The sequence below is a fragment of the Ruegeria arenilitoris genome (genome assembly GCF_013035315.1).
GTDB lineage: Bacteria > Pseudomonadota > Alphaproteobacteria > Rhodobacterales > Rhodobacteraceae > Ruegeria > Ruegeria arenilitoris_D.
In genome coordinates, this window is sequence record NZ_WQHP01000001.1 from 503,235 (window position 1) to 529,149 (window position 25,915).

Here is a 25,915-nt window from a genome sequence, read left to right on the forward strand (position 1 = left end):
GCAGTCAAAGGGCACGGCTTTATGGAACTGATCGGCTCGATCTTTATCGATCACCCGGAACTGGCGTTGTTTTGCAGCCTTGCCCTTGGCTATTCGATTGGAAAAATCACCATAGGCTCGTTCACCGTCGGATCGGTGGCGGGCTGTCTTCTGGCCGGCGTCCTTGTCGGCCAGACAGGGGTGGTCGTGTCCGATGACCTCAAACAGGCGTTCTTCTTACTGTTCCTCTTTTCGATTGGGTACAGAACCGGGCCACAGTTCTTCCGGTCGCTAAATCTAAGCGCGCTTCCCCAGATCGCCGTCACCGCGCTGCTTTGCGTCGTGGCATTGTTGGTTGCAGTTCTGCTGGCACCTTTGATGGGTCTTTCGGTGGGAATAGCTGCCGGGCTTTTGGCAGGCGGTGCAACGGAAAGCGCCACGCTTGGTGTTGCAATCGATGCTTTTGCCAAAACCGGAGCGGATGAAACGGCCCAGGAGATTTTTGACGCCGAAATCGCGACTGGGTTTGCAGTTGCCTATTTTGTCGGCGTCATCGCGACGATCTTCTTTCACACGCAGCTTGCGCCGCGGTTCTATGGCCGGTCTTTGCAAGAAGCCTGTGCAGAATACGAGGCAAAGCTGGACGATGACTCGGCCCCCATGGTGCCGCAGCATCGAGACTTTGAGGCGCGGGCATACCGCATTGCCCATGAATTCGCGGGTCATACTGTTGCCGAAGTCGAAGCCCGGGTGCCCAGGCATGTCCGGGCCTACATCGACAGGGTGCGGCGTGACGACAAAATCCTGCAGACCTCTCGGGAGATGGTTCTGAAAGATGGGGACATAGCCGCCATTGCCGGGATGCGCTCATTTTTGATCGACCACTCGGACCAGATCGGAGAAGAGGTCGAAGACCCCGAATTGCTGGATCTGCCGGTTGAAACCGAAGATATCGTTGTCACCAACAACGCGGTTGTTAATCAAACACTGGGCGAATTATCGACCCGGCCCGAGGCCCGCACGGTCTTTCTGCGCGGTATCATGCGCAGTGGCGAACGGTTGCCAATCTTCCGCGGTGTGACTTTGCATAAAGGCGACGTGGTGACCGTCTCTGGCACCCGAAGCCATATCGAAGACGCCGCTGCTGCGCTGGGCTATCTGGACCGGGCAACAAGCAAGACCGACATGGTCTTTGTCGCATTCTTCATTTTGCTCGGCGGACTGATTGGCATCCCGGCGCTGAAGTACGGTGCAATCGAACTGGGCCTCGGAACATCGGTCGGTGTTCTATTGGGCGGTCTGGTTGCGGGCTGGCTGCGCTCTGTACGCAGGACATTCGGATTTGTGCCCGAGGCAACGCTATGGATATTCGACTCGGTCGGCTTGTGCGTCTTCGTGGCCTGCGTCGGGATCACGTCAGGGACAAGTTTCGTCACCGGTGTGCTGGAAAGTGGGCCGTCCCTGATTATCGGATCATTGGCCATCGTCATTTTGGCCCATGGAACGGCCATTTTTGTCGGTCGCAAAGTCTTCAAGATCAACGAAGGCGTTCTGGCCGGAACCTGTTGTGGAGCGGGAACCTCTGCCCCCGCCCTGGCGGCCGTTCAGGAAGCCGCGCAAAGCCAGGTGCCCACGCTTGGCTATGGGTTGGGTTACGCTGTCGGCAACGTGTTGTTAGCCCTATGGGGCTCTGTCATCGTTATACTGTTGATCTGACCCTTACGGGACAAAAGCCACGACCAGCGGCCCCCAAAGCGTCAGGAAGATGTTTGCGACAGCGTAGGTCATCGTGAACGCAGGCGTCGGGGTCGAGTTCCCCGCCTTTTCCAACAATGTTGCAAAGCCTGGATTGCCCGACCGTGACCCCGTCACGACGGCACAAGCCTCAATCGGATTGCGAATGCGCAGCGCGATGTAATTGATCGGAAACTGGACGATCATCGGCATCAGTGTCACGACAACGCCAAGAAGCAGCAAGGTGATCCCGTATTCCTGAATAGCCTGCAGCGCGGGCTGTCCGGCATTCAGGCCGACCACTCCGACAAAGACCGCCAAGCCAAAGCTCTGCAAGAAGTTGGCCGCACCGCGGTTGATGCCTCCGATCTTGGGACGACGCGTCCGCAGGTAACCGATGATCAAGCCAGTCACCAGGCACCCAAGTCCCGACCCCAGGGCAACCTTCGTTCCCGCTATGACAAAACTGATCTCGCCGACCAGATACCCCACGGCAACGCCAATCCCCAGGGCGATGAAATTCGTGACCGATGCCGAGGGCGGAACATAGCCAGCAAACTTGGCGGCCCGGTTCAAATCGTCCTTGTGGCCCACAATGCTGACCTCGTCACCCGCATGAATCTGGGTGTTGTGCAACACCGGGACATCATGACCCATGCGCGTGATTTTTGAGATGTAGACGCCACGACGCTGATCGGCTGAAATCGCCTCGCGCAGTTGGATCAGGGTTTTGCCTGCCAGTTTGGGGTTGGTAATAACAACATTGCGCCGTTCTTCGACGATGACCATTTCGGGCGGTATTTCTCCGACCTCGCTTCCGGCCGAGCTTTCGAACTTGGCCAGCCCGGAAACGAGGCCTGAAACAACAACCAGATCACCGGCATTGACCTTCGTATCAGGGGCCGCATCCACGGCCACGCCATCCTGCAGAAGACGTTCGACCAGTATGTCCTCATCAAACCCCGCCTCGATCTCTTTGACCGACTGACCGACGATCTGGGCTCCGTCCTGAACACGATAAGCCCGTGCGTCAAAGCGGTTCATCGGCAGGAACTCACCCTCTTCCAGATTACGCCCGCCACCGCTGAGTTTTTGGGCAAGTTTCAACGCCTCTTCCCGAAGGTTCCATTTCATGATGATCGGAATAACACTGACCGCCAGAATTGGGCCAATCGAGCCAAAGATATACGTCACCGAGTACCCGACTGCGATGTTGGTTTTCAGCTTCTCTGCCTCGTCAGCTGCCAACCCAAGCAAATCGATAGCGTTCCCGGCGGTTCCGATGATAGCCGACTGCGTAAGCCCTCCGGCCGCAAGCCCGGCCGCCAGCCCCTTATCCAGCCCTGCCCATCTGGCGACGACAATCACGAAGAACAGCCCCCACAGGGTCATCATGAAGGCCGCCAGCAGCTTCGTCAGCGCCGTTCGGTTCAGGGCCGCAAAAAACTGTGGCCCGCCATTATAGCCGACCATGAAAATGAACAGCGAAAAGAAAACATTCTGAACATCAGTACTGAGGTTGATTCCGCCTATCTGACCCACGAACACGGCGACAAGCAGCGTCCCCGCAATGCCACCAAGTTCGAACTTCCCGACCCTGAATTTGCCGACCCCGTACCCGAGGCCCAAACACAAAAACAAAGCCATGATCGGATAGGTCCGCAATTGATCAGCGAGAAGTTCCATATTCAAATCCCTTGCCTGTTCGTCGTGTAAGCCACACGACAAAAGAGAAAAAATCAGAACCCGACGGAAAAAGCCGGGGCATGTCTCAGCATTTCAATAACAAGTAAACAATTAGATTTTTGATTTAGTCAATCTTGGACATGCTCGATAGTTGAATCCGTGTTTGTGGATTCAGCCTGTCTGGCATCGGCCTTCCGGGATAGCTCTGATGCAACAAAGGGGATTGTGGCGGAGAGACAGGGATTCGAACCCTGGAGACGGTTTCCCGCCTACACACTTTCCAGGCGTGCGCCTTCGACCACTCGGCCACCTCTCCGTGAGCGGGATATTTGGACTATCGCCGGGGGATTTGCAAGGCCCGATTAGAGCGAATTTTCACCTCTGATCGAAAGCCCTGTTAAGGCCGCTAAACCTCGTCCCCGTCACCATCCGGCAAATCGCCTTCGGTCATCTCAACAGGTTCGGTTGACGGCCGAGTCTCGGACGGATCGATCGGGGTGATCGCGGGTTGTCCCTTGCCTGATTGCAAGGTCTCGGGATTACGCAGCCAGACATCGCGCTGAGCAAACGGAATTTCGATCCCTTCTTCGACAAAGCGGCGGTTGATTTCATGGTTCATGTCAGACTTGACCGACAAGACCCAGTTCACGTCCCGCAGAATCGCGCGGATCTCAAAGTCGAGCGAGTCCGCGCCGAACCCCTGAAACACCACGCTCGGTGCAGGGACAGCCAGAACCATCGGATGCGCATTCGCAATTTCGCCCAGGATCTTTTCGACTTTCCGCGTGTCTGTGCCATATGCGACGCCCACCGGAACAATCACGCGACCAATTGTATTGCCGCGGGTATAGTTTGTGACCACTCCGCTGATCAGGTCCGAGTTCGGAACGATCACATCTGTTCGGTCAAAAGTCTCAATCCGTGTGGACCGGACGGAAATGTCGCGCACGTAGCCCATCATCCCATTCACGTCGATCCAGTCACCTTTTGAGATCGGGCGCTCGACCAAAAGAATAATGCCCGACACAAAGTTGGACACGATCGTCTGCAAACCGAAGCCGATCCCGACTGACAGAGCGCCCGCGACAATCGCCAGTGATGAGAGGTTGAACCCGGCGATAGTGATCGCGATCAGAGCAGCAAGGAAAATCCCAACATAGCCAGTGCCCGACACAATCGCGTTCTGCCCGCCCGGATCAATGCTGGTTTTAGGCAGCAGAGAGTTGCGCAGCCCGCTTTGCAACATTCGCGTCAGGCCATAACCAACGGCAAAGATGACGAGGAAGGTGAAAAAGTTGCTAGGGGAGATTGTGACCCCGCCAATATCGAACCCTTGCAGCAGGCGCGACCAGACCTCTTGCAGGTCGGTTTCACGCGCGCCCCAGTAAAGGGCCAGGACCGGCATGGCCAGAATGGCCATCGCAAACCCAATAAGTACTGCAAACAGCGAGTCTTTTGCTTTGTCGCCCTGTCCGCTGATCCAACCGTAAACAGACGTCAGGAATCGCTGAACGATAACCAGAGCAGCAATCAGAACCAGCGAACGTACGGCGGGGAAAACAATGGCTTCCGCGGCGTTGGTGTACCCAAGAATGGCCAGGATCGGACTGGCGATGCCCAGCAGGAACAGCGCCCGCCGAATGAACTCGACCAACTGGCTGAACCCGGCAGCGCGCGCCGTGGCCGAAGGCTCATCAGCATCGACCGGCACATCGACACTGCGAACCCGGCGGACCCGCAGCAACACCAGTGCGGTGGCGACGATGACCGGAAAGGCAACAACGGCGCGTGTTGCGTCCGAGATATTTTCGATCTGCTCGAACAGGTTCACCAATTCATGCAGGATCAGAAACGCCGCAAGAAGGTCCAGATAGACGCGCAGCTCGGTAACTTTTTGCCGTGAGAGCTTTTGGAAACCCTGCGCCTCTTGCAGCACATAAACCTGTCGGCCGATCCAGTCGTAGTACAATATGATCGCGGCCCAATACGGCACGTTCTCCATCAGCAGCGTTCCACGCAGCCCAAGGACCCCGGTCATCACAACGGCCTGTACCAGAATCCACACACCGATCCAGGGAAGAATAATACGCAGAAGTGACGTCAGAAACGCCCAGACACCGCTGCCCTGCCCTCCCAGAGAACGCATGCGCTCGCCAGCCGCTTCGGACCAACGTTTGCCATAGAACAGAAGGATACCGGCAACGACCACCAAAGCCAGAATACCCAAACCTCGGGTACGCAAACGTTCGTGAACAACGTCAGTTCTTAGGTTGCGCCGGGCTTCATTGAACAACGCCTGCGCGGCTTCATTCACGTCGACCCAGGCTGGTCCCCAATGGGCAGGGTTCAAGGGCGACGGGCCACGTTCCAACAGCTCTTTTGCTTGACGGTCGCGGATCAGCTTATCGATTTCAAAGATCAAACCGTTTGCACGGCTGAATGCCTCTTCCGAGATGATCTGCGGAACACGCAAACTGTTAAGCTGCTCGTTCAAGTGCTTTCGAAGTGTGGCGATGTCCTCTGGTTCGGTTGCATCGCCTTCGGGCGCGGGCCCAAGCGCCTTGATCTGGTTCTCTAACGTTTGAATGCGTTCGGTGTTGGCCCCGCGTGCGCGGTTGAAATCATCCCGATAGTCGTTGATCTCTGCTCGCAGGTTTTCGAGCGAGGCGTTTGAGGCCCGATTGGCCTCAATAACCGTTTCGGCCCGGTCCGCCGTTTTGACCCATCCCTGATAGTACTCACTTTGGCGATCGTTCAACTGCGCAGCAGCAGGGCCGCCCAACAACACGAAACAAACCGCAAAAAGGGTTAGGAACAGGCGGACCTGCCGCAGCATCATACGTCCTCGAACACGCCGGGGATGCTGCGCGGTGCTTCGGTCATCCAATCTGGAACCGGCAATTCTTTTTCGCGCAGGAACTCAGGGTTGAACAGTTTGGACTGATAACGGGTGCCGTAGTCACACAGGATGGTGACAATGGTGTGGCCCGGGCCAAGGTCCTTGGCCAGACGCACCGCGCCCGCCATGTTGATCGCTGTCGAACCGCCCATGACCAGACCTTCTTCGCGCAGCAGGTTGAAGATGTAGGGCAGCGCCTCGTTGTACGACATCTGATAGGCAAAATCCGGTTTGAACCCTTCGAGGTTCTTGGTGATGCGCACCTGACCGATACCTTCCGCGATCGAGCCTCCCTCCATCGCGATTTCGCCAGTGGTGTAGTACGAATACAGCCCTGCCCCCATCGGATCGACCAGACCGATTTTGACGCCCTTGGGCTGCAGCGCCTCAGCGACACCGGCCAATGTGCCGCCCGAGCCTACGGCACAGACGAAACCATCGACCTTGCCGTCGGTCTGCTCCCAGATTTCGGGGCCGGTCGTTTCCACATGCGCCTGCCGGTTGGCCACGTTGTCGAATTGGTTTGCCCAGATCGCGCCATTGGGCTCGGTCTGCGCCAGTTCCTCGGCCAGACGACGCGAGTAGTGCACAAAGTTGTTGGGGTTGCGGTAAGGCGCCGCCGGTACCTGTACCAGCTGAGCTCCGGCCAACCGCAGCATGTCCTTTTTCTCTTCGGACTGCGTTTCCGGAATAACGATGACAGTCTTGAAGCCCATGGACGCGCCGACCAGCGCCAGACCGATGCCAGTGTTGCCTGCTGTACCTTCGACAATTGTACCGCCCGGCTTCAGGTCGCCGCGCGCGATAGCATCCTTGATAATGTACAGCGCCGCGCGATCCTTGACCGATTGGCCGGGGTTCATGAATTCGGCCTTGCCGAGAATCTCGCACCCGGTCTCTTCACTGATGCGACGCAGGCGGATCAACGGGGTTTTTCCGACTGCGTCGGCAAGGTCTCGTGCAATGCGCATGGCGCCCTCATTTCATTACGGATCAACGCAGATTTACCTGCGCCGGGCGACGACCACAAGCGGCGAAAGTCATCCGCGCAGACGGTCACGATGACGTGCAAGCCAATGCGCCAGCGCCAAAAGAGGCAAATCCTTGAACCCGTGGCTGTCCACATGGTCCATGAACCGTTCATAGGGCAGGATTTGCGTACTGATATCCTCGCCCTCTGTGCCTAGTCCGCCATTGTCGATGGTTTTGGTCAAATCGGCCAGCCCGACATAAAGATGCAGATACTCAGTCGATGACCCGCTGGAAGAATACGCACCGCCCGCATAGTGCAGGCTGTTCAGTGTGATCTGAGCCTCTTCTTCTGCTTCACGCCGGGCCGCTTGTTCGGGTGTTTCGCCGGGATCAATCATGCCGGCGACCGGCTCCCACATCCAGGGTTCGGGATCATCAATCAGATAGACCGGTGTCCTGAATTGCTCGACCAACAGCACAGAATCCCGCACCGGATCAAAGGGCAGAACGATCACAGCGCTGCCCTGCATCAAACCGCTTCGGTTCAGCACCGGCCCCATCGAACCGTCGTATTGACGGTACTGCACCGCGACTTCGTCCATCGCGAAGTAGTTGATATATGGTTGTTTTCGGTCACGCACGATGACATCTGTCGCAGTGTTTCTGGTGTCACCAGTCACGCGTTGGCGCGCTGCGAGTCTGGCCCAGGCGCGTGTACGGATCGCAGGGAAACTGCGCGCGATATGTTCTGCATCGACGCGCCCAAAATGCGCCATAACCTCTTGCGCGGCCAGAACCGTCAACTCTCCCCATTCCTCGGCCCAAGCCTGCAAGGACCACGGCTGCCCCGGAGTCCAAAGCCCCGGTTCGGGGTAAAATACCCTGGCTTCAACGCTCGTCCCGTCATTCAGGTCGACAGTCTGAGGGCTCAGGTCATAGTCAAAACCACCCTCATAAAAAATCAGCCGCTTGCGGTCTTCCTCGGTCAAACCCCTCACCAACAGGCCATGGGCGACGCCACCGTCTTCCTGCAAGATCATCGGGAATGGCTGATCCTGCACCGCACAAACGGCGCGGTCTTTCAAAGCAGCCTGAGAGAATTTGAGTTGCGAGGCTGGTCGCCCCAACACAAGCTCCAGCAATGGCATATGCCGGAGCGTGCCATAGAAGAACAGATCGGACACTGTTGTTTTCTTTCGTAAATCTGCGCCCAGTTCAGCGCCAACGGCGCTTTGCTTCCTCGGTGGCCAACCCGGCCACAAGCGCGCCGATAGCCAAGGTCCACAATATCTCGGGTGCAATCAATTGGCGACCGTATTCCACACCTAACTCGAAAATGGCGATCACCGCTTCGAATGGGCCGTCAAACCTATGCCGCATGGCTAGGCGGAACATCTCGTAAACGCCCTGAACAAACAGGCCCCAGAATACAAGTGAAGCGATTCCGGTTAACCCGTTGTTGATCGCAGCGGTCCAACCGCGCCCCGCGCGTTTGCCCATGATCCACCAACCACAAACCACACCGATGAACATGTTGACCTGGGTAAAAATGCCGTAGTCTTTGCCTTCCTCGCCATTTTCTATCACCATACCTGAAACCAGGAATGCCACGACCAAAAGACAGAGTGCAGCAGTAAGTCGCGCGGCAGTGGGCATTACTTCAAGTCCATTCCTTAACTCGGTTTCACTATAGTGATCTGTGTCACATCGCAATTACCGGTGTCAAAGGCCGCGCCGCAGGCGGTCAAATAATAATTCCACATGCGGCGGAAACGCTCATCAAAGCCCATTTCCGAGATTTCATCCCACTTGTCATTGAACGTGTCGTACCAACGGCGCAGAGTCAGGTCATAACTTTTGCCAAACTCCTTCGACTTGACCACGTTCAATCCAGCGTTGGTTATTTGTTCCTTCAACACAGTCGGGGCCGGAAGCATACCACCCGGAAAGATGTATTTCTGAATGAAATCAACACCGTTACGGTACACATCCCACCTATGATCAGCGACCGTGATAATCTGCAGCGTAGCTTGCGCGCCCGGCTTTAGGCGGTCGCGCACGGTTTCGAAATACACTGGCCAGTATCTCTGACCAACGGCCTCGAACATCTCAATCGACGCGATGCCATCATATTGGCCGCGCTCATCGCGGTAATCCTGCAGCTTGAGCTCAACCATGTCAGAAAGCCCAGCCTTTTCCATGCGTTGCTGGGCAAACTTCAACTGCTCCTGACTGATTGTCAGACCTGTGACCCGCAGGCCACGCTCTTTGGCCGCGTATTCGGCGAACCCGCCCCAGCCACAGCCTATCTCAAGAATATGATCGCCGGGCTTGGCCCCCATTTCATCGATAAGGCTGGCGTATTTGGCAGTCTGCGCTTTTTCCAGACTTTCCTGCCCTGTTTCGAACAAGGCGCTGGAATAGGTCATCGTGTCATCCAGCCACAGACCGTAGAATTCGTTACCCAGATCATAGTGATAGGAGATGTTCTTTTTCGCCTGCGCCCGGTTGTTCCGGTGCAGCCAGAACCGCAGGCGTTCATACATCTGAACCAGAACCTTGCCGGTAAAGTCGTCATAGACCGTTTCATTACCCAGGTGCACCAGATCCATGAAAGACCGTAGGTCAGGCGTGCTCCAATCGCCTTCAAGATACCCGTCCGAGAACCCCAGCTCGCCCTCGCGGATCAGGCGAGCAAAGATATCCGGGTTGTGAATGTCGACGCGTGCCACAGGCCCGGCTTTCGCGCCTTCGGTTCGGAACACCCGTCCGTCCGGTAAGGCGATATCCAGCCGCCCGGATTCCATCCGGTTCAGCATCTTAAAAACCTGAGCAAAGTATCTGGGCAGGTCTTTCTGCCCGTCTGTGGTCGTCAAAATCATCCGCTCTCCCCTGTGCGGCCTCTGCGACAGGCTAGGCCGAGTTTGTGTTTCTGGCAAGTTTTCAATTCCTTACTGGTTCTTTCGACCTTCATAAGCCGCCAGCGCGCGCGCCCTGCCGGTGGCCAAGGCCACAACGGGTTGAGGGTACGGGTCAGTTGGGCTGAGGCCCCAAGACTTCGGAACCGCATCGAAATAGGCCAACGCAGTTTCGGGCGGATTGGCCTGCCCCTCGACGATCCACTGCCGGACATATCGCGATTGCGGATCAAACTTTTCCTGCTGCGTCTGCGGGTTGAAGATGCGAAAAAATGGCGAAGCATCCGGTCCTGACCCTGCAACCCATTGCCAGCCCATCGCGTTCGCGGCCGGGTCCCAGTCAATAAGACACTCCGAAAACCAGTCCATACCGATTTTCCAATGGGTCATCAGGTGTTTGGTCAGGTAACTGGCCACGATCATTCGGGCGCGATTGTGCATCCGCCCGGTCACATACATCTGCCGCAAACCGGCATCGACGCCCGGCACCCCTGTCTTGGCCTGCTTCCAGGCAATGACTTCGGGGCTGTCGGCATCGGTGTTCCAAGGGAAACTATCCCATTCGGGCTTCCAGTTTCCGCTCAGCAACGATGGCGTGTGATACATCAGGTGATAGGCGAATTCGCGCCAGACGAGCTGGCGCAAATAGGGTTCCCCCCCCTGCACACCGGTCATGCCGGCCTGCTGGATTGTGTGCCATACGCTCCGCGGGCCGATTTCGCCCAACGACAGGTATTCCGAAAGGTTCGACGTACCATCGATGTCCAGACGGTCCCGATGGTCAGAGTAGTCGGTTACGCGGTCCAGAAACTGGTGCAGCGCCTGAATGGCAGCGGCCTCGCCCGGGCGAACGAAAGGAGCTACAACGGCTGCTCCGCGCTGCATTTGCGCGCCCAGGCGCCAATCCTCAAGATCGTCGGACATGGGCCACGTTTCAGGCGTCGGCAGATGCGTTACAGCGGTCGAAGGGGTCGGAACATCCCGGTTATGCACCGCGCGCCACATCGGAGTGAACACGCGGAACGGCTGCCCGGTTTTGGTCGCGACAGTCCAAGGCTCGAACAAAAGATGGCCAGAGAAGGATTTGGCCAAGACGTTCTGATCCGTTAATGCGGCCTTGATCTTGGTGTCCCGTGCGATGGCTTCGGGATCATAGGCGCGAGACCAGAAAACGCTTTGCGCCCCGGTCTCTGTGATCAGGTCCTGAAGTACGGTCAAAGCATCGCCGCGCCGCAGGATCAACTTGCTGCCCGCGTCCCGGAGCGCGTCGGAAAAGGCTTTCAGTCCCAAACCCAGTCGCCATTTCGGCGCTGCGCCAAGCGCATCGACACTGTCGTCGCAAATAAACACGGGAATGACCGGACGCCCGGTTTCAGCCGCCTCACTCAGTGCTGGGTGATCCGACAGGCGCAAGTCCCGCCGGAACCACATGATGATCGGTGACCGCTCGTTTTCCATGTCCGCCCTGGTGTTTTCTTCGGTTACGAAGCAGAGCGGACACTGGATCACAAAACGTCGTCAAGTGCATTCAAAAGCTGATCAATTTCCTGTTGCGAGGTGTAATGCGTGAAGCTGACCCGCAGCACACCCTGATCCAGATCCACCCCCATCGCCTGCAGTGGGCGCACGGCGTAAAAGTCTCCGCCTCCGGCCATAACTCCGTGCTTGGCAAGCTCCGCTGCGATGGCTTCGGCGTTTCGGTTCAGCGCGAGGGCCACGGTCGGCGCACGGCGCGACGCATCAGAGGTTCCGATCAAACGGACCGCATTGCGATCCTTGACCGCGTCCAGAACAGGTTGCAGCAATTCGATTTCATGACCGCGCATAAGGTCGTGAACAAAACCACCACGCTGGGCTGCGTCCTTTGCCGGTTCGCCATGATGGTCACAGAGTAGGTCCACATAGTCCGCCATGCCGGCGCTTGCAGCGATCTGGGCGTGATCCGGTCCAGCCGGAGTAAAGCGTTTATACAGAACATCACCGTTGAAGAAATGCGCCTGATTGGGCAGCATTTCCCCGATGGTGCGACGGATCACCATGCAGCCCTGATGCGGGCCATAGGTTTTATAGGCCGAAAACAGATAGATATCTGGCCCCAGATCACCCACATTCGGGAACCCGTGCGGGGCATAAGACACGCCATCCACGCAGACAAACGCGCCCGCCGCGTGCGCGATCGCGGTAATTTCAATGACCGGGTTGATCTCGCCAATCACGTTCGAGCAATGGGGGAAACACACAAGCCGGACCTTTTCGTCCAGCAGGTTTTCCAGGTCCATCGGGTTCAGAGAGCCGGTTTCCGGATCAATCTGCCACTCGCGGATCTCGATCCCCTCGTCCGCCAGCCGCCGCCATGGGCCCGAGTTCGCCTCGTGATCCTGATTGGTCACAATGATGGCTTCGCCGGGTTGCATCCACTGCCTGAAAGCCTGCGCCAGCACATAGGTGTTCTGAGTTGTCGAGGGACCAAAGCTTAGTTCATCCGCTTCGACACCCAGGATGGCTGCCATCCGCACACGCGCCTCGTCCATTTCCTCACCGGCCAGACGGCTGGCGTCGTACGGGGCGTAGGGCTGCACTTTGCGCTGGGTGTAGTACCGCGTAAGTCGGTCAAGAACTGGCCTGCAAGTGTATGATCCACCAGCATTTTCAAAGAAGGCCTGCCCCTGCAGAACGGGTTCGGAAAAGGCCGGAAACTGTGACCGGACAAAATTGATATCCAGAGCGCTCATCGCACGTCTCTCCTTGATCATGCACGTTCATCCAAGAGGTGCCCGAGCATGATTTCGGAAACCTCGGAAATCATGGCAGGTCTTCCAGCCCAGTCCGCCGCCAAAACGTGTGCAGACAGCCCCGACGTGTAAATCCGCAGGAACAGCGCCAAACTGCCGAGGTGGTAGAGCTTCGTCAAGCACACTACGCGGCTGGCACATGAAAAAAGCCGGGCTGGGCAGCCCGGCTTTTCGGCAAGCTGTCGCGTAGCTTAGCCCTGAACTTTGGTATACGTACCCTCGCCCGCTAGAATACCGCGGAACCCGCCGGGCTCATCCAGACCAAACACAATGAGCGGAAGGTTGTTGTCGCGTGCAAGCGCAATCGCCGAGGCATCCATGACCCGCAGGCGCTTAGCCAGAACATCGTCATAGCTGACCGTGTCATAGCGCACGGCATCCGCGTGTTCCTTGGGGTCTTTGTCATAGATGCCGTCGACACCGTTCTTACCCATGAAGATCGCCTGACAAGCCATTTCGTTGGCGCGCAAAGTCGCGGCGGTATCGGTCGTGAAATACGGGTTGCCGGTCCCGGCAGCAAAGATACAAACCCGCTTTTTCTCAAGGTGGCGCACGGCGCGGCGGCGGATGTAAGGCTCGCAAACCTCATCCATACGAATGGCCGAGATCACACGTGTGAACACCCCGATCTCTTCCAGTGCCGATTGCATCCCCAGAGCGTTCATCACGGTGGCCAGCATGCCCATGTAATCGGCGGTCGTCCGCTCCATGCCCTGTGCCGAGCCACTGAGGCCGCGGAAAATGTTGCCCCCACCGATGACCATACAAATCTCAACGCCCAGATCGTGGACCGATTTAACCTCTTGCGCGATGCGCTGAACGGTGGGCGGATGCAGGCCAAACCCCTGATCGCCCATAAGCGCCTCGCCCGAGATTTTCAGCATCACGCGATCATACTTTGGTTTTGGAGTTTCGGCGGTATCGGTGTTCGGGGAAAGGCTCATGTTGCGCTCCGGGCTGGCACGGGTTTATTTCCGGCGCAAAATGAAGCAAAAACTCCGCAGGTTCAATGCGGTTGGTTAGGAATGAGGCGGCCCGAAATGACCAAAGCCCCTACATCGCAGATTTTGGACCGTTTGCCCCCGATCCCTGACGATAAGCCGGTGCTGATCGCCGGCCCTACCGCATCAGGCAAATCCGAGCTGGCCTTGCAAATTGCCGAACAATTCGGCGGCGTCATCGTAAATGCTGACGCGAGTCAGGTCTATGACTGCTGGCGCGTGATCTCGGCCCGCCCTTCGGCCGAGGATGAAGCCCGTGCGCCGCATTTGCTGTACGGCCATGTCGCCTACGATCAGTCCTATTCCACAGGTCATTGGCTGCGCGAGGTCAAGCCGCTGCTGCGCGGCAAGGCTCGGCCAATCATCGTGGGGGGCACGGGGCTGTATTTTTCGGCCCTGACCGAAGGCATGGCGGATATCCCGGCGACTCCACCTGAAATACGGGAACAGGCAGATAACCTGAGCCTTGAGGCTCTGCTTGACGGGGTCGACGGCCTGACCCGCGACCGCATTGACACGCAGAACCGCGCACGGGTTCAGCGCGCGTGGGAAGTACAGCAAGCCACCGGCAAAAGCCTTTCCGCCTGGCAGGACGAAACGCCGCCGCCGGTTCTGAACCTGAACGACGCCGTGCCGATTGTGTTTAACGTGGATAAGCAATGGCTTCTGGACCGCATCACCCGGCGGTTCGATCAGATGCTGGAAACCGGGGCGCTGGCCGAAGTCGAGCAAATGCGCGATCTCTATGACCCGTCGCTTCCTGCATTCAAAGCCATCGGCGTCCCAGAGCTGATGGTATATCTTGATGGCACCATGACGCTGGATGAGGCGCGGAATCGAGCGACAATTTCCACCCGCCAATTCGCCAAACGCCAGCGCACATGGTTCCGAGCACGGATGAAGTCGTGGAATACAATCGACTTGTCATAGTGATACTTCAATAAATTAAAGCAAAAGTCTTCTCTGTTGCCGACCCGACGGTCAGGATGCGAATCTGTCATGTTTTTGGGTCGCTGCGACTGGCACTAATGCCGCTATGGCACTGCGCCGCAGGGTAAACTCTGGCTGTCAATGTCGTTTTTGTACCTCTAATGACGATTTCGAACATTGACCTTACCCCGTTTCTGGTGCGGAATGTCGGGTATGGGGATGTGCAGAATGCAATGCCAGAACAATGACCGAAACCGCCAACCGGATAACGACGGTCTGAGCGGTTAGACAAAAGCATCCTAAAAAAATACCGTTTCACAGGGAGTAATGTTGATGACAAACAAAACAACGACCGGAGCACCGGTTCACTGGGCAGCAGAAATGCACGCTCAGGAATACCGGGACGGTAAGCTGAACCGACGCGAATTCCTGACCCGCACCACCGGCTTGGGCGTTACAGCGGCAGCAGCCTATGGCCTGATTGGTCTGCCGGCACCGGCGCATGCAGAAGGTGAAGACGCCAAGAAAGAAGGCGGCACCCTGCGCGTTCAGATGGAAGTTCGTGCGCTGAAAGACCCCCGTACATATGACTGGTCGCAAATTGCGAACGTCACCCGCGGCACCCTTGAGAACCTGGTCGAATACAACTCGGACGGTACGTTCCGCGGCATGCTGCTGGAAGGTTGGGAAGTCAACGAAGACGCAACCGAGTACACTTTGAAGGTGCGCCCGGGCGTCAAGTGGAACAACGGCGACGACTTCACTGCAGATGACGTGGCCCGCAACATTGCGCGCTGGTGCGACAAGAGCTCGGAAACCAACTCGATGGCGGGCCGCTTTGCGACGCTCGTCGACGCAGACACGGGTCAGGCGATCGAAGGTGGCATCGAGGTAGTTGACCCAACCACTGTCAAACTGAACCTGCCCGCCTCTGACATCTCGCTGATTGCGGGTATGGCTGACTATCCTGCGGCGATCGTCCACAGCTCGTTCAGCGAGAACGACCTGCTGAACAACGTGGGCACCGGCCCGTATCTGGTTCAGGATCTGGAAGTCGGGGTGAAGGCCACTCTGGTCCGCAACGAGAACCACACCTGGTGGGGTGAAGAGGTCTTTGGCCGCCCTGCTCTGGATAGCATCGTCTATATCGACTACGGCACCGACCCGTCCGCATGGCTGGCCGCGCTGGAGTCCGATGAAGTCGACATGCTGTATGAATCGGTTGGTGAATTCATCGACGTGATGGACGGCCTTGGCTATGTGAAGTCGGAAGTGGTGACCATGAACACCATTGTCATCCGTCCGAACCAGCTGGCTGAAGTTGACGGCAAGCGCGTCTACGAAGACAAGCGTGTGCGTCAGGCTCTGCAAATGGCCGTGGACAATTCGGTCTGTCTGGAACTGGGCTTTGGTGGCCGCGGCTCGCCTGCGGAAAACCACCACGTTGGTCCGATCCACCCGGACTACTACGAACTGCCGCCGCAGAAGGTTGATCCCGAAGGTGCCCGTGCACTGATGGAAGAAGCCGGAATGGCCGATTTCGAGCACGAGCTGATCTCGATCGACGACGACTGGCGCCGGAACACCACCGACGCGGTTGCCGCACAGCTGCGTGATGCGGGTATCAAGGTCAAGCGGACCGTTCTGCCGGGCAACACCTTCTGGAACGACTGGGCGAAGTATCCGTACAGCTCGACCAACTGGAACCACCGTCCGCTGGGCGTTCAGATCTGGGCGCTGGCCTACCGTTCGGGCGAAGCCTGGAACGAATTCGGCTGGGCGAACCCCGAGTTCGACGCCCTGCTGACCGAAGCGCTGGCTATTGCTGACGCGGACAAGCGCCGCGAAGTGGTCGCCAAGGGCGAAGCGATGATCCAGGAAGAAGGCGTGACCATTCAGCCGTACTGGCGTTCGCTCTATCGCCACATGAAGGACGGGCTTGTCGGCACCGACATGCACGTCTCGTTCGAGCATCACCACTATAAGTGGGGCTGGGCGGCCTAAGCTCTGCCTGATGTTAACGGGGGCGCCTGATCGGGGCGCCCCTTTCCAGCCGCAGACAGGCCGACACGGGGTCGGATGTCCGAGGCCAGAAAATGGTCCAATGATCTGCGGAACACCCGAACAACAGGGGCCATCATGGGACTATTCATCCTCCGACGGTTCGGCGTCATGCTACTCACTGCATTGTGCCTGACTTTCGTGGTCTTTTTTCTGACCAACCTTTACCCAAACCTGGAAAAGCTTGCGAAAACGCAGGGCAACCAGCGGATGTCCGACGAACAGGTCGAAACCTGGCTTGAGAACCGGGGGTATCTGCAACCCACGCTGGTCAAGTACGGACAATGGCTGGGTGTTCTGCCCGGTTACATCAAGACACTTGATGACGGCACGTTCCTGGGCACCTGTACCCGACCTGGATCGACCGAGGAAACGACCCCAAGGTATTGCGGCGTTCTGCAGGGCGACTGGGGGTATTCAACGGTCTTCAAGGACGAGGTTGGCAGTATTGTCGGAAAGCGCTTGGGCAACACCGGATACCTGATGTTCTGGGTTCTGGTCCTGATGGTCCCATCCGCGCTTTTGGTCGGTGTACTTGCTGGTATGCGAGAAGGATCAGCTTTGGATCGGTCCCTATCCACCTTCTCGATCATCACGACCGCGACACCTGAATACGTGTCCGGCGTTATTTTCATCGCGATCTTCACGTCGTCCACCGTGGGCCTGAAATGGTTCAAGGGCACGGCAACACAAGCGATGGAGACCCCGACCTTCGAGAACTTCTTCCTGCCGGTTCTGACCATTGCGCTCTATGGCATGGGCTACATCGCCCGAATGACCCGCGCCTCGATGACCGAGGTGATGACCGCGCAATACATCCGCACCGCGCGCCTTAAGGGTGTTTCCTTCGGCAACATCGTTATGAAGCACGCGCTGCGCAACGCGCTGATCGCGCCCTTTACAGTTATCATGCTGCAGTTCCCGTGGCTGCTGAACGGCGTGGTGATCGTTGAGACCCTGTTCAACTACAAGGGCTTTGGCTGGGCGCTGGTGCAGGCGGCGGGCAACAACGACATTCAGCTCTTGCTGGCGATTTCGGTCGTGTCGGTCTTTGTGGTGCTGGTGACGCAGCTGATATCCGATATCGGCTATGTCTACCTCAACCCGCGCATCCGTATTTCGTAAGGGAGGATAGAACATGGAACCTCTTAGCTGGACCGGCTCTATCGCCTTTCTGAACCCCATCCTGATGATTGCGCTGGCCGCCTTGATCGTGTCGATCGTTGTCTGGATCGTCGGCAGCATCGTCCTGCCGGAAACCCCGGTAAGCGTGAATGTCGACGGCACAATCAGCTCGGGCAGCGGCATGCGGGGGCTGACGCAATCGGCGTTGAAATACAGCTTCATCGCCTGTGTCGTCCTGTCACTTGCCTACATTGTGCTTGGTATCCTCATGGGCACCAGCGCCGGGATTATCGGGGCTATCTCACAACAGTTTCTGCCTGTTTGGTTGTCGCTGATCATCCTTTTTGCGATGTCCATCGCCTTCAAGCGTCGCTTGGGGCTGTACGGTAAACTGTTCGACAGCCCCATCGGCATGATCGGCTTTGGCCTTGTGATGTTCTGGGTCTTTACCGGCATCTTCGGAGCGCTGGATCTGATCGTCACACATGACCCGCTGGTGCAGGTGTCCGGTATGAAAAACAAAGTGCCCGGAACGCCTCTGCCCAGCCCTGAAGAGGGCGAATACGCGTGGTACCTGTTGGGCGGTGATAACCTGGCCCGCGACGTCTTTAGCCGCATGGTTAAGGGCGCGTGGATCGTGGTCCAGATTGCACCACTGGCGACGATGTTTGCCTTTATGGTCGGGATCACTCTGGGCCTGCCTGCCGGATACTACGGTGGGCGTCTGGACACATTCCTGTCCTTCCTTGCAAACCTGATCCTGGCGTTCCCGGTGATCCTGCTCTTCTACCTGTTGGTCACACCAGAGATCGTCGCGACCGGCGTTCCGAACTATATGGCGGCCGTGCTGTTCATCTTCCCGATCCTGTTCATCGGCGTGCTTCTGAACTCGCGGTACTACACCCGTCCAAAGTTCCGTACTCCGCTGTTGATCGGTGTATTGGGGCTGGCGTTGTGGCTGTACCTGTCGCTGATTTCGACGGGTGGTTATGTCATTAATACCGATGACTACCGTATCTGGGGTTTGCCAACCTACCTGGACCTGTTCGATATTCCGGGCGGTATTCTGGTTGTGTTCGTGTCGGTGGTCTTTGTGAACTCGCCCACGGTGTTCCGCATCGTGCGCGGACTCGCGCTGGACATCAAAACACGGGACTATGTGGCAGCTGCCCAAACACGCGGCGAGGGTCCGTGGTACATCATGCTGTGGGAAATCCTGCCCAACGCACGTGGTCCGCTGATCGTCGATTTCTGTCTGCGCATTGGCTACACCACGATCTTGCTGGGAACCTTGGGCTTCTTTGGCCTTGGTCTGCCGCCGGAAAGCCCGGATTGGGGTTCGACGATCAACGAGGGGCGCAAGCTTCTGTCGATCTATCTGCACCCTGCCCTTCCTCCCGCCTTTGCCCTGCTGTCGCTGGTTCTTGGACTGAACCTTTTGGCAGACGGTCTGCGCGAAGAAAGTCTGAAGGACTGATGTGATCGAGGCCGGGGGCGCTGCCCCCGGACCCCCGAGGTATTTTTAGCCAGATGAAGGGGATCCCCGCGATCTGGTGAGGAGAAACACAGATGAACAAACTGGCGGATTATGACGGGCCAATTCTTGAGATCGACAAGCTGTCGATTTCATTCTTCACCCGCCTGCGGGAAATTCCTGCCGTTATGGATTTTTCGGTCAGCGTACAACCCGGCGAGGCCGTAGGACTGGTTGGCGAATCCGGGTGCGGCAAGTCGACTGTTGCGCTGGGGGTGATGCAGGACCTCGGCAAGAACGGGCGCATCGTTGGTGGAACGATCAAGTTCAAGGGCCGCGATCTGTCCGAGATGAGCTCGGACGAATTGCGCGACATTCGCGGCAACGAAATTGCGATGATCTATCAGGAGCCCATGGCCTCGCTGAACCCGGCGATGAAGATCGGCAAGCAGTTGATGGAAGTGCCGATGATCCATGAGGGCGTCAGTTCAGATGAGGCCTATGCGCGCGCGCTGGAGGTGGTCACCGATGTGCGCCTGCCCGACCCTGAACGGATGTTGAACTCGTTCCCGCACCAACTGTCAGGCGGCCAGCAGCAGCGCATCGTGATTGCGATGGCGTTGATGTCGAAACCTGCTCTGCTGATCCTGGACGAACCGACCACCGCGTTGGATGTGACGGTTGAGGCTGCCGTCGTGGAACTGGTCAAGGACCTGGGCAAAAAGTACGGCACTTCGATGCTGTTCATCTCGCACAACCTTGGCCTGGTACTGGAAACCTGCGACCGGCTGTGCGTGATGTATTCCGGCGAGGCAGTTGAGCGCGGCTCGATCCACGACGTGTTCGACGAAATGCAGCACCCTTATACGCAGGCGCTATTCCGTTCGATCCCACTGCCCGGCGCGGACAAGAACGCCCGCCCGCTGGTGGCCATTCCCGGCAACTTCCCGTTGCCCCATGAGCGCCCGCCTGGTTGTAACTTTGGCCCGCGCTGCGACTATTTCGAGGAAGGTCGCTGTGACGCGCAGAATATTCTGATGGAGCCTGTGCCCGGCAACGACCGGCACCATACGCGTTGTCTGAAGTTCAAAGAGATCGACTGGAACGCGCCGATCTCAGTGGGCGAGCAGAAGGAAAAAGCCGAGATCGGCCGTACCGTTCTGAAGATGGACAACCTCAAGAAGTACTATGAGGTGGCTGCAAATGCCCTGTTCGGCGGCGGTGAAAAGAAAGTCGTGAAAGCTAACGAAACGCTGAGTTTCGAGGCCCATGAGTCCGAAACGCTGGCAATCGTTGGCGAATCCGGTTGCGGCAAGTCCACCTTTGCCAAAGTGCTGATGGGGCTGGAGACGGCCACAGACGGGCAAATCCTGTTGGACAATCGCAATATCGAGGCTGTGCCCATCGAAGAACGCGATGCCAAGACGGTCGGCGAAGTTCAGATGGTGTTCCAGAACCCGTTCGACACACTTAACCCTTCAATGACCGTTGGTCGGCAGATCATCCGGGCGTTGGAGATCTTTGGGGTAGGAAATTCAGAGGCCGAGCGGAAACAGCGAATGCTGGAGCTGTTGGACCTGGTGAAACTGCCGCGCGCCTTTGCTGAACGGATGCCACGCCAGCTGTCTGGTGGGCAAAAACAGCGTGTCGGCATCGCCCGCGCCTTTGCCGGGGATGCCCGGATTGTGGTCGCAGACGAACCGGTTTCGGCGCTGGATGTGTCCGTTCAGGCGGCGGTCACGGACCTGCTAATGGAGATTCAGCGCGAGCACAAAACTACTCTGCTGTTCATCAGCCACGACCTGTCGATTGTGCGCTATCTCAGCGACCGGGTAATGGTGATGTATCTGGGCCATGTGGTCGAGCTTGGCACCACCGATCAGGTCTTTGCGCCGCCCTATCACCCATATACCGAGGCTTTGCTGAGTGCGGTCCCGATTGCTGACACGTCGATTGAGAAGGAACACATCGTTCTGGAAGGCGATATTCCGTCAGCTATGAACCCACCACCGGGCTGTCCGTTCCAAACACGCTGCCGCTGGAAATCCGAAGTTCCGGGCGGGCTTTGTGAGAAAGACGTGCCGCCAGTCAAAACGCTAGCGGACGGGCATCAGGTCAAATGCCATCTGTCCGAAGAGATCTTGGCCCGCATGGAGCCGGTCATTAAGATCGCAGCAGAATAAACCTGAAGAAACCGGCCTCTGGGCCGGTTTTTTTCATCGATGCTGGGCGGGTCAACCGCCCCAGATCACCTTCACATAGTTCTGGGTTTCTTTGTACGGCGGCACGCCACCGTGCTTTTCAACGGCTTGTGGGCCTGCATTGTAGGCCGCCAGCGCAAGACGCCAGGATTTGAACTTGCGGTACTGCCAGGACAAATACCTAGCCCCGCCTTCCAGGTTTTGCTTGGGGTCATGCGGGTTCACGCCCAACAGACGTGCGGTGCCCGGCATCAACTGTGCCAGCCCCAAAGCGCCTTTGTGCGAGACCGCTCGCGGATTCCAGCCGCTTTCCTGTTGCACCAGCCTCAGGAACAGCTCCTCAGGCACTTTGTGTTTCCGGGCCGCCTCGCGCGCCAGGCTCAGGTACTGGCCACGGTATTTGCCCGTATAGCGTTTGCTGAACTGCGGCTGTGCGGTTTTGGGCTTAAGGCGCGAGGAATCGCGATATTGAGTCGCTGCGCGCGTATCCAGGATTTTGGATTGCTTTAGAAAGATGTCCTTGCGGCTTTTGGTAGACAAGGTGTCAGCCGCTGCCGGAATTGAGGCCAGAGAAAGACTCAGAACAGAAAAACAACCAACCAGAAAACGCATAAAAGACAATCCCGCTCGTTCTCGAACCCGACTGATTATAGATATTTCAGGCAAAAATGAAAGCTTGGTAAATCAAACCCGTGCGAATTCTTGCCCGGTGTTGCCCACATCAACTGTGTTTTAACCATGACGCAGGCCGTATAGGGTCGCAAAGATACATCGCGCCAGATTCGGGCGCACTCGAGTCAGACAAGAACGGGGAAATACATGGCAGGTTCAGTTAACAAGGTCATTCTGGTCGGAAATCTCGGCCGCGATCCCGAGGTTCGGTCGTTCCAGAACGGCGGCAAGGTTTGCAATCTGCGCATCGCCACCTCCGAGAACTGGAAAGATCGCAACACCGGTGAGCGTCGGGAACGGACCGAATGGCACTCGGTTGCGATCTTCTCGGAGCCATTGGCGCGGATTGCTGAACAATACCTGCGTAAAGGCAGTAAAGTTTACATCGAAGGCCAGCTGGAAACCCGCAAATGGCAGGACCAATCCGGTCAGGATCGCTATAGCACCGAGGTCGTTCTTCGCCCCTATCGCGGCGAGCTGACCCTGCTGGACAGCCGCGGTGAAGGCGGCGGTGGTGGTGGTTATGGCGGCGGTCAGTCCGGCGGCTATGGCGGTGGTCAGGCCGGCGGCGGCTATGGCGACCCCTACGGAGGCCAATCAAGCGCCCCCGCCCCTGCATCCGGCGGAATCGACGACGACGAGATTCCGTTCTAAGCAAAACGGAGACACGACATGACATGGTCCTTCTCACTCGGCCGCCTGCTCGGGTCGGAACTGAGGGTCCATGTCACCTTCTTCCTGCTGTTGGCTTGGGTTGGCTTTGCCGCCTACTCCAGCGGCGGAATGCCTGCCGCGATCGAGAACCTGATCTTTGTTCTGGCGCTGTTTGCCTGCGTGGTTGCGCATGAGTTCGGCCACGCACTGATGGCGCGGCGATACGGCATCAAGACCCCCGACATTACCCTTCTCCCGATCGGCGGCCTGGCCCGGCTTGAACGGATGCCCGAAAACCCTATGCAAGAAGTCTGGGTGGCCTTGGCAGGACCTGCGGTCAACGTGGTGATCTTTATCGTTCTCATGGTTTTGGGCGCGGGGATGCCGCTCGCCGATATGGCCCGGATCGACCTGACCAATGCCGGGTTGTTGAACCGGTTGGCCTACGTGAACCTCCTGCTTGCAGCATTCAACATGATCCCGGCCTTCCCGATGGATGGTGGCCGGGTATTCCGTGCGCTGTTGTGCCTGCGCATGAACCGGGTCAAAGCCACACGCGTGGCCGCTCTGGCCGGTCAGATGGTGGCGGTCGCGTTCGGTTTCCTGGGGCTCAGCACTGGAAATCCTCTTCTGGTTCTGATCGCTGTCTTTGTCTTCGTCGCAGCAAACGCCGAAAGCCAGGACGTGGCCATGCGCTCGGCTGCACGACGAGTGTTGGCGCGCGATGCGATGATTACCGAGTTCCACGCCCTGTCCCCGACCGACACGCTGGCCACCGCAGCGCAGGCCGTGATCCACACCACGCAGCATGAGTTCCCGGTTTTGGGCGCGGATGGCGTCCTGCTGGGCTTTGTGGCGCGCGGCAGGTTGTTCAATGCGCTGGCGCAAGAGACCCCACGATCTGATCTGGCAACCACGATCATGGAGACCGACATACCGCGCGTCGAACTGACCAGCGGCCTTGAGATGGTGCTGGAAAAGCTGCACAAGGGCGCGCCCGCCGTCGCGGTTTGCACGCAGGCGGGGCATATGGTGGGCTATATCACCCGCGAAAACATCGGTGAGCTGATGGTGATCCGAGGCCGCTGATCAGATGGTCGCCAATGCGTCCTCTAGCACCGACAGCACGGCCTCGCGCGGGACGTCCGAGGTGACGAAGGCTTGCCCGATGCCGCGTGCCAGGATGAACCGCAGTTGTCCGTCGATCACCTTTTTGTCCTGAGCCATCAGATCGACCAGAGCGTCTGCCCCCGGTAGCTCACCCGGAATGTCGGCCAGATCGGTTTTCATCCCCATCGCCCGCAGGTGCGCCCGAACGCGGCTTGGATCCTCTTGCGAACATAGCCCGAGGCGAGACGACAGCTCAAAGGCCAGCGCACAGCCAATGGCAACGCCCTCACCGTGCAGCAACCTGTCCGAATACCCGGTGGCGGCCTCGAGGGCGTGGCAGAACGTATGTCCCAGATTCAACAGCGCTCGATCGCCCTGCTCGGTCTCGTCTCGCGCCACGATATCAGCCTTCATCTGGACCGAGCGGGTCACCGCGCGCACCCGCGCCGCCATGTCACCGCCCGATACGTCCGGCCCATTGGATTCCAGCCATTCAAAGAATTCAGCGTCCCCCAGCAGGCCGTATTTGACCACCTCACCGTAGCCGGACAGAAAATCCCGTTGGGTCATCGTACCCAGAACCGCTGTGTCGGCCAGAACCAGCGAAGGCTGGTGGAACGCTCCGATCAGGTTCTTGCCCTGTGGCGCGTTGATGCCGGTTTTGCCACCGACCGAGCTGTCGACCTGCGCCAGCAACGAGGTCGGGATCTGGACAAACCGCACTCCGCGCCGCAGGACAGCAGCTGCGAAGCCGGCGAGGTCTCCAATGACGCCGCCGCCCAAAGCGATCACCACATCGCGGCGTTCGACTTTTTCCGCCAGCAGCCATTCGACCGCGCGTTCAAAATGCGGCCAGCTTTTGGTGGCTTCGCCCGCGGGCAAGGCCAGCGCGGTCATCGCGATCCCAGAGGCGGCAAGACCCTCACGCAGTGCCTCCAGATGCAACGCACCGACGTTTTCATCCGTCAGAACCGCAACCTTTGGCCGATGCAGCAAGGGCGCAATCAACGTGCCGGACTGGGCCAGCAGATCCGGCCCGATTTCAACATCATACGAGCGTTCGCCCAGCTCTACATGTACGGTTTGGTGCATCTATTTCTGTTCCAATACGTCGGGACGCGTCAGCAAGGCTGCAACAACCCGGTCCACCATATTCTCGACCGAGGTTTCGCCATCGGACTGCGCCGTCAGGTCCGCTTGGGCGTAAACCGGGACGCGGTCCTCGTACAAGGCGCGCAAGGTCGCATAGGGATCAGCCGTTCGCAGCAGCGGCCGCGTATCTTTATGCTTAACCCTGTTCCACAGAACATTCAGGTCCGCGCGCAACCAGACTGAGGCGCCGCGGTCCGAGATCATTTGGCGGTTCTGTTCGGCCAGAAACGCACCTCCGCCCGTGGACAGAATACCTTTTTCCTCGTCCAGAAGACGCCCGATGACCTGGCTTTCCTTGCTGCGGAAGAACGGCTCGCCATCCCGCTCGAAAATCTCGGGGATGGTCATGTTTGCGGCCGATTCGATCTCGGCGTCGCTGTCCAGAAAAGGAACGCCTAGCCGCGCGGCCAAAGCACGGCCCACAGCGGTCTTTCCGGCCCCCATCATCCCCACCAAAACAACCGTTTTGTGCAGTTCAAAGACCGCATCCGTACCCTCGGTGTGGGTGTTATGCTTAATTTCGCTCATTTCACTGTGAATGACGTGATCTTAAGA

At 58.0% G+C, this 25,915-nt stretch carries 20 protein-coding genes and 1 tRNA gene; 8 read left to right on the top strand and 13 right to left on the bottom strand.

All coding sequences use genetic code 11. The features are described from left to right. The first annotated feature begins 21 nt into the window (after nt 1–21). Nucleotides 22–1,695 carry an aspartate-alanine antiporter gene (gene aspT / locus GOV53_RS02505; RefSeq protein ID WP_170464051.1) on the top strand — a complete coding sequence of 558 codons (1,674 nt, stop codon included), beginning with the start codon at nt 22–24 and terminating at the stop codon, nt 1,693–1,695. A 3-nt stretch (nt 1,696–1,698) separates the two neighbouring features. Here the strand turns inward: aspT (GOV53_RS02505) and aspT (GOV53_RS02510) are convergent, their stop codons facing one another. From aspT (GOV53_RS02510) to pyrH, 10 genes are all read right to left on the bottom strand, one after another. Next, on the bottom strand, nt 1,699–3,399 hold the full coding sequence (gene aspT, locus GOV53_RS02510; RefSeq protein ID WP_170464053.1) for an aspartate-alanine antiporter: 1,701 nt from the start codon (nt 3,397–3,399) through the stop codon (nt 1,699–1,701). A 226-nt stretch (nt 3,400–3,625) separates the two neighbouring features. Continuing rightward, a tRNA-Ser gene (locus tag GOV53_RS02515) sits at nt 3,626–3,715 on the bottom strand. A gap of 90 nt (nt 3,716–3,805) precedes the next feature. Next, nucleotides 3,806–6,235 carry a DUF3772 domain-containing protein gene (locus GOV53_RS02520; RefSeq protein WP_170464054.1) on the bottom strand — a complete coding sequence of 810 codons (2,430 nt, stop codon included), beginning with the start codon at nt 6,233–6,235 and terminating at the stop codon, nt 3,806–3,808. Beyond that, nucleotides 6,235–7,269, bottom strand: a complete 1,035-nt coding sequence (locus GOV53_RS02525; RefSeq protein ID WP_170464056.1) for a cysteine synthase A — start codon at nt 7,267–7,269, stop codon at nt 6,235–6,237. Before GOV53_RS02525 ends, GOV53_RS02520 begins: the two co-directional genes overlap by 1 nt. A gap of 69 nt (nt 7,270–7,338) precedes the next feature. Beyond that, nucleotides 7,339–8,454, bottom strand: a complete 1,116-nt coding sequence (locus GOV53_RS02530; protein WP_170464058.1) for an NUDIX domain-containing protein — start codon at nt 8,452–8,454, stop codon at nt 7,339–7,341. A gap of 31 nt (nt 8,455–8,485) precedes the next feature. After that, nucleotides 8,486–8,926, bottom strand: coding sequence for a TrgA family protein (locus GOV53_RS02535; protein WP_170464061.1), 441 nt, complete (start codon nt 8,924–8,926; stop codon nt 8,486–8,488). Nucleotides 8,927–8,943: 17 nt separating this feature from the next. Continuing rightward, on the bottom strand, nt 8,944–10,152 hold the full coding sequence (locus tag GOV53_RS02540) for an SAM-dependent methyltransferase (protein WP_170464063.1): 1,209 nt from the start codon (nt 10,150–10,152) through the stop codon (nt 8,944–8,946). A 69-nt stretch (nt 10,153–10,221) separates the two neighbouring features. Beyond that, nucleotides 10,222–11,646 carry a cryptochrome/photolyase family protein gene (locus tag GOV53_RS02545; protein WP_170464065.1) on the bottom strand — a complete coding sequence of 475 codons (1,425 nt, stop codon included), beginning with the start codon at nt 11,644–11,646 and terminating at the stop codon, nt 10,222–10,224. Between the two features lie 47 nt (nt 11,647–11,693). Continuing rightward, the gene (locus tag GOV53_RS02550; protein WP_170464067.1) at nt 11,694–12,920 is read right to left on the bottom strand and encodes an aminotransferase class V-fold PLP-dependent enzyme; all 1,227 of its coding nucleotides are present in this window, start codon (nt 12,918–12,920) and stop codon (nt 11,694–11,696) included. A gap of 251 nt (nt 12,921–13,171) precedes the next feature. Further along, nucleotides 13,172–13,924, bottom strand: a complete 753-nt coding sequence (gene pyrH, locus GOV53_RS02555) for a UMP kinase (RefSeq protein ID WP_170464069.1) — start codon at nt 13,922–13,924, stop codon at nt 13,172–13,174. A gap of 96 nt (nt 13,925–14,020) precedes the next feature. Here pyrH and miaA point away from each other — a divergent pair, with 96 nt between their 5' ends. From miaA to GOV53_RS02580, 5 genes are all read left to right on the top strand, one after another. Next, nucleotides 14,021–14,911: a tRNA (adenosine(37)-N6)-dimethylallyltransferase MiaA gene (gene miaA / locus GOV53_RS02560; RefSeq protein ID WP_170464071.1), complete on the top strand. Its 891-nt coding sequence runs from the start codon at nt 14,021–14,023 to the stop codon at nt 14,909–14,911. A 333-nt stretch (nt 14,912–15,244) separates the two neighbouring features. Continuing rightward, nucleotides 15,245–16,915 (top strand): ABC transporter substrate-binding protein, encoded by a 1,671-nt coding sequence (locus tag GOV53_RS02565; RefSeq protein WP_170421398.1) that lies wholly within the window; start codon nt 15,245–15,247, stop codon nt 16,913–16,915. A gap of 135 nt (nt 16,916–17,050) precedes the next feature. Next, complete coding sequence (locus tag GOV53_RS02570; RefSeq protein ID WP_170464073.1) at nt 17,051–18,097, top strand: ABC transporter permease; 1,047 nt, start codon at nt 17,051–17,053, stop codon at nt 18,095–18,097. A gap of 13 nt (nt 18,098–18,110) precedes the next feature. Then, the gene (locus GOV53_RS02575; protein ID WP_170421404.1) at nt 18,111–19,574 is read left to right on the top strand and encodes an ABC transporter permease; all 1,464 of its coding nucleotides are present in this window, start codon (nt 18,111–18,113) and stop codon (nt 19,572–19,574) included. A gap of 92 nt (nt 19,575–19,666) precedes the next feature. Next, complete coding sequence (locus GOV53_RS02580; RefSeq protein ID WP_170421407.1) at nt 19,667–21,754, top strand: dipeptide ABC transporter ATP-binding protein; 2,088 nt, start codon at nt 19,667–19,669, stop codon at nt 21,752–21,754. 51 nt (nt 21,755–21,805) lie between these two features. Here GOV53_RS02580 and GOV53_RS02585 read toward each other — a convergent pair whose 3' ends face one another. Beyond that, nucleotides 21,806–22,384 carry a lytic transglycosylase domain-containing protein gene (locus tag GOV53_RS02585; RefSeq protein WP_170464074.1) on the bottom strand — a complete coding sequence of 193 codons (579 nt, stop codon included), beginning with the start codon at nt 22,382–22,384 and terminating at the stop codon, nt 21,806–21,808. Nucleotides 22,385–22,591: 207 nt separating this feature from the next. Here GOV53_RS02585 and ssb point away from each other — a divergent pair, with 207 nt between their 5' ends. Further along, nucleotides 22,592–23,098, top strand: a complete 507-nt coding sequence (gene ssb, locus GOV53_RS02590; protein ID WP_170421413.1) for a single-stranded DNA-binding protein — start codon at nt 22,592–22,594, stop codon at nt 23,096–23,098. An 18-nt stretch (nt 23,099–23,116) separates the two neighbouring features. Next, nucleotides 23,117–24,187, top strand: a complete 1,071-nt coding sequence (locus GOV53_RS02595; RefSeq protein ID WP_170464077.1) for a site-2 protease family protein — start codon at nt 23,117–23,119, stop codon at nt 24,185–24,187. Here GOV53_RS02595 and aroB read toward each other — a convergent pair whose 3' ends face one another. Both aroB and GOV53_RS02605 read right to left on the bottom strand, forming a co-directional pair. Further along, nucleotides 24,188–25,300 (bottom strand): 3-dehydroquinate synthase, encoded by a 1,113-nt coding sequence (aroB, locus tag GOV53_RS02600; RefSeq protein WP_170464078.1) that lies wholly within the window; start codon nt 25,298–25,300, stop codon nt 24,188–24,190. After that, complete coding sequence (locus tag GOV53_RS02605) at nt 25,301–25,888, bottom strand: shikimate kinase (protein WP_170464080.1); 588 nt, start codon at nt 25,886–25,888, stop codon at nt 25,301–25,303. Between the last annotated feature and the right edge of the window lie 27 nt (nt 25,889–25,915).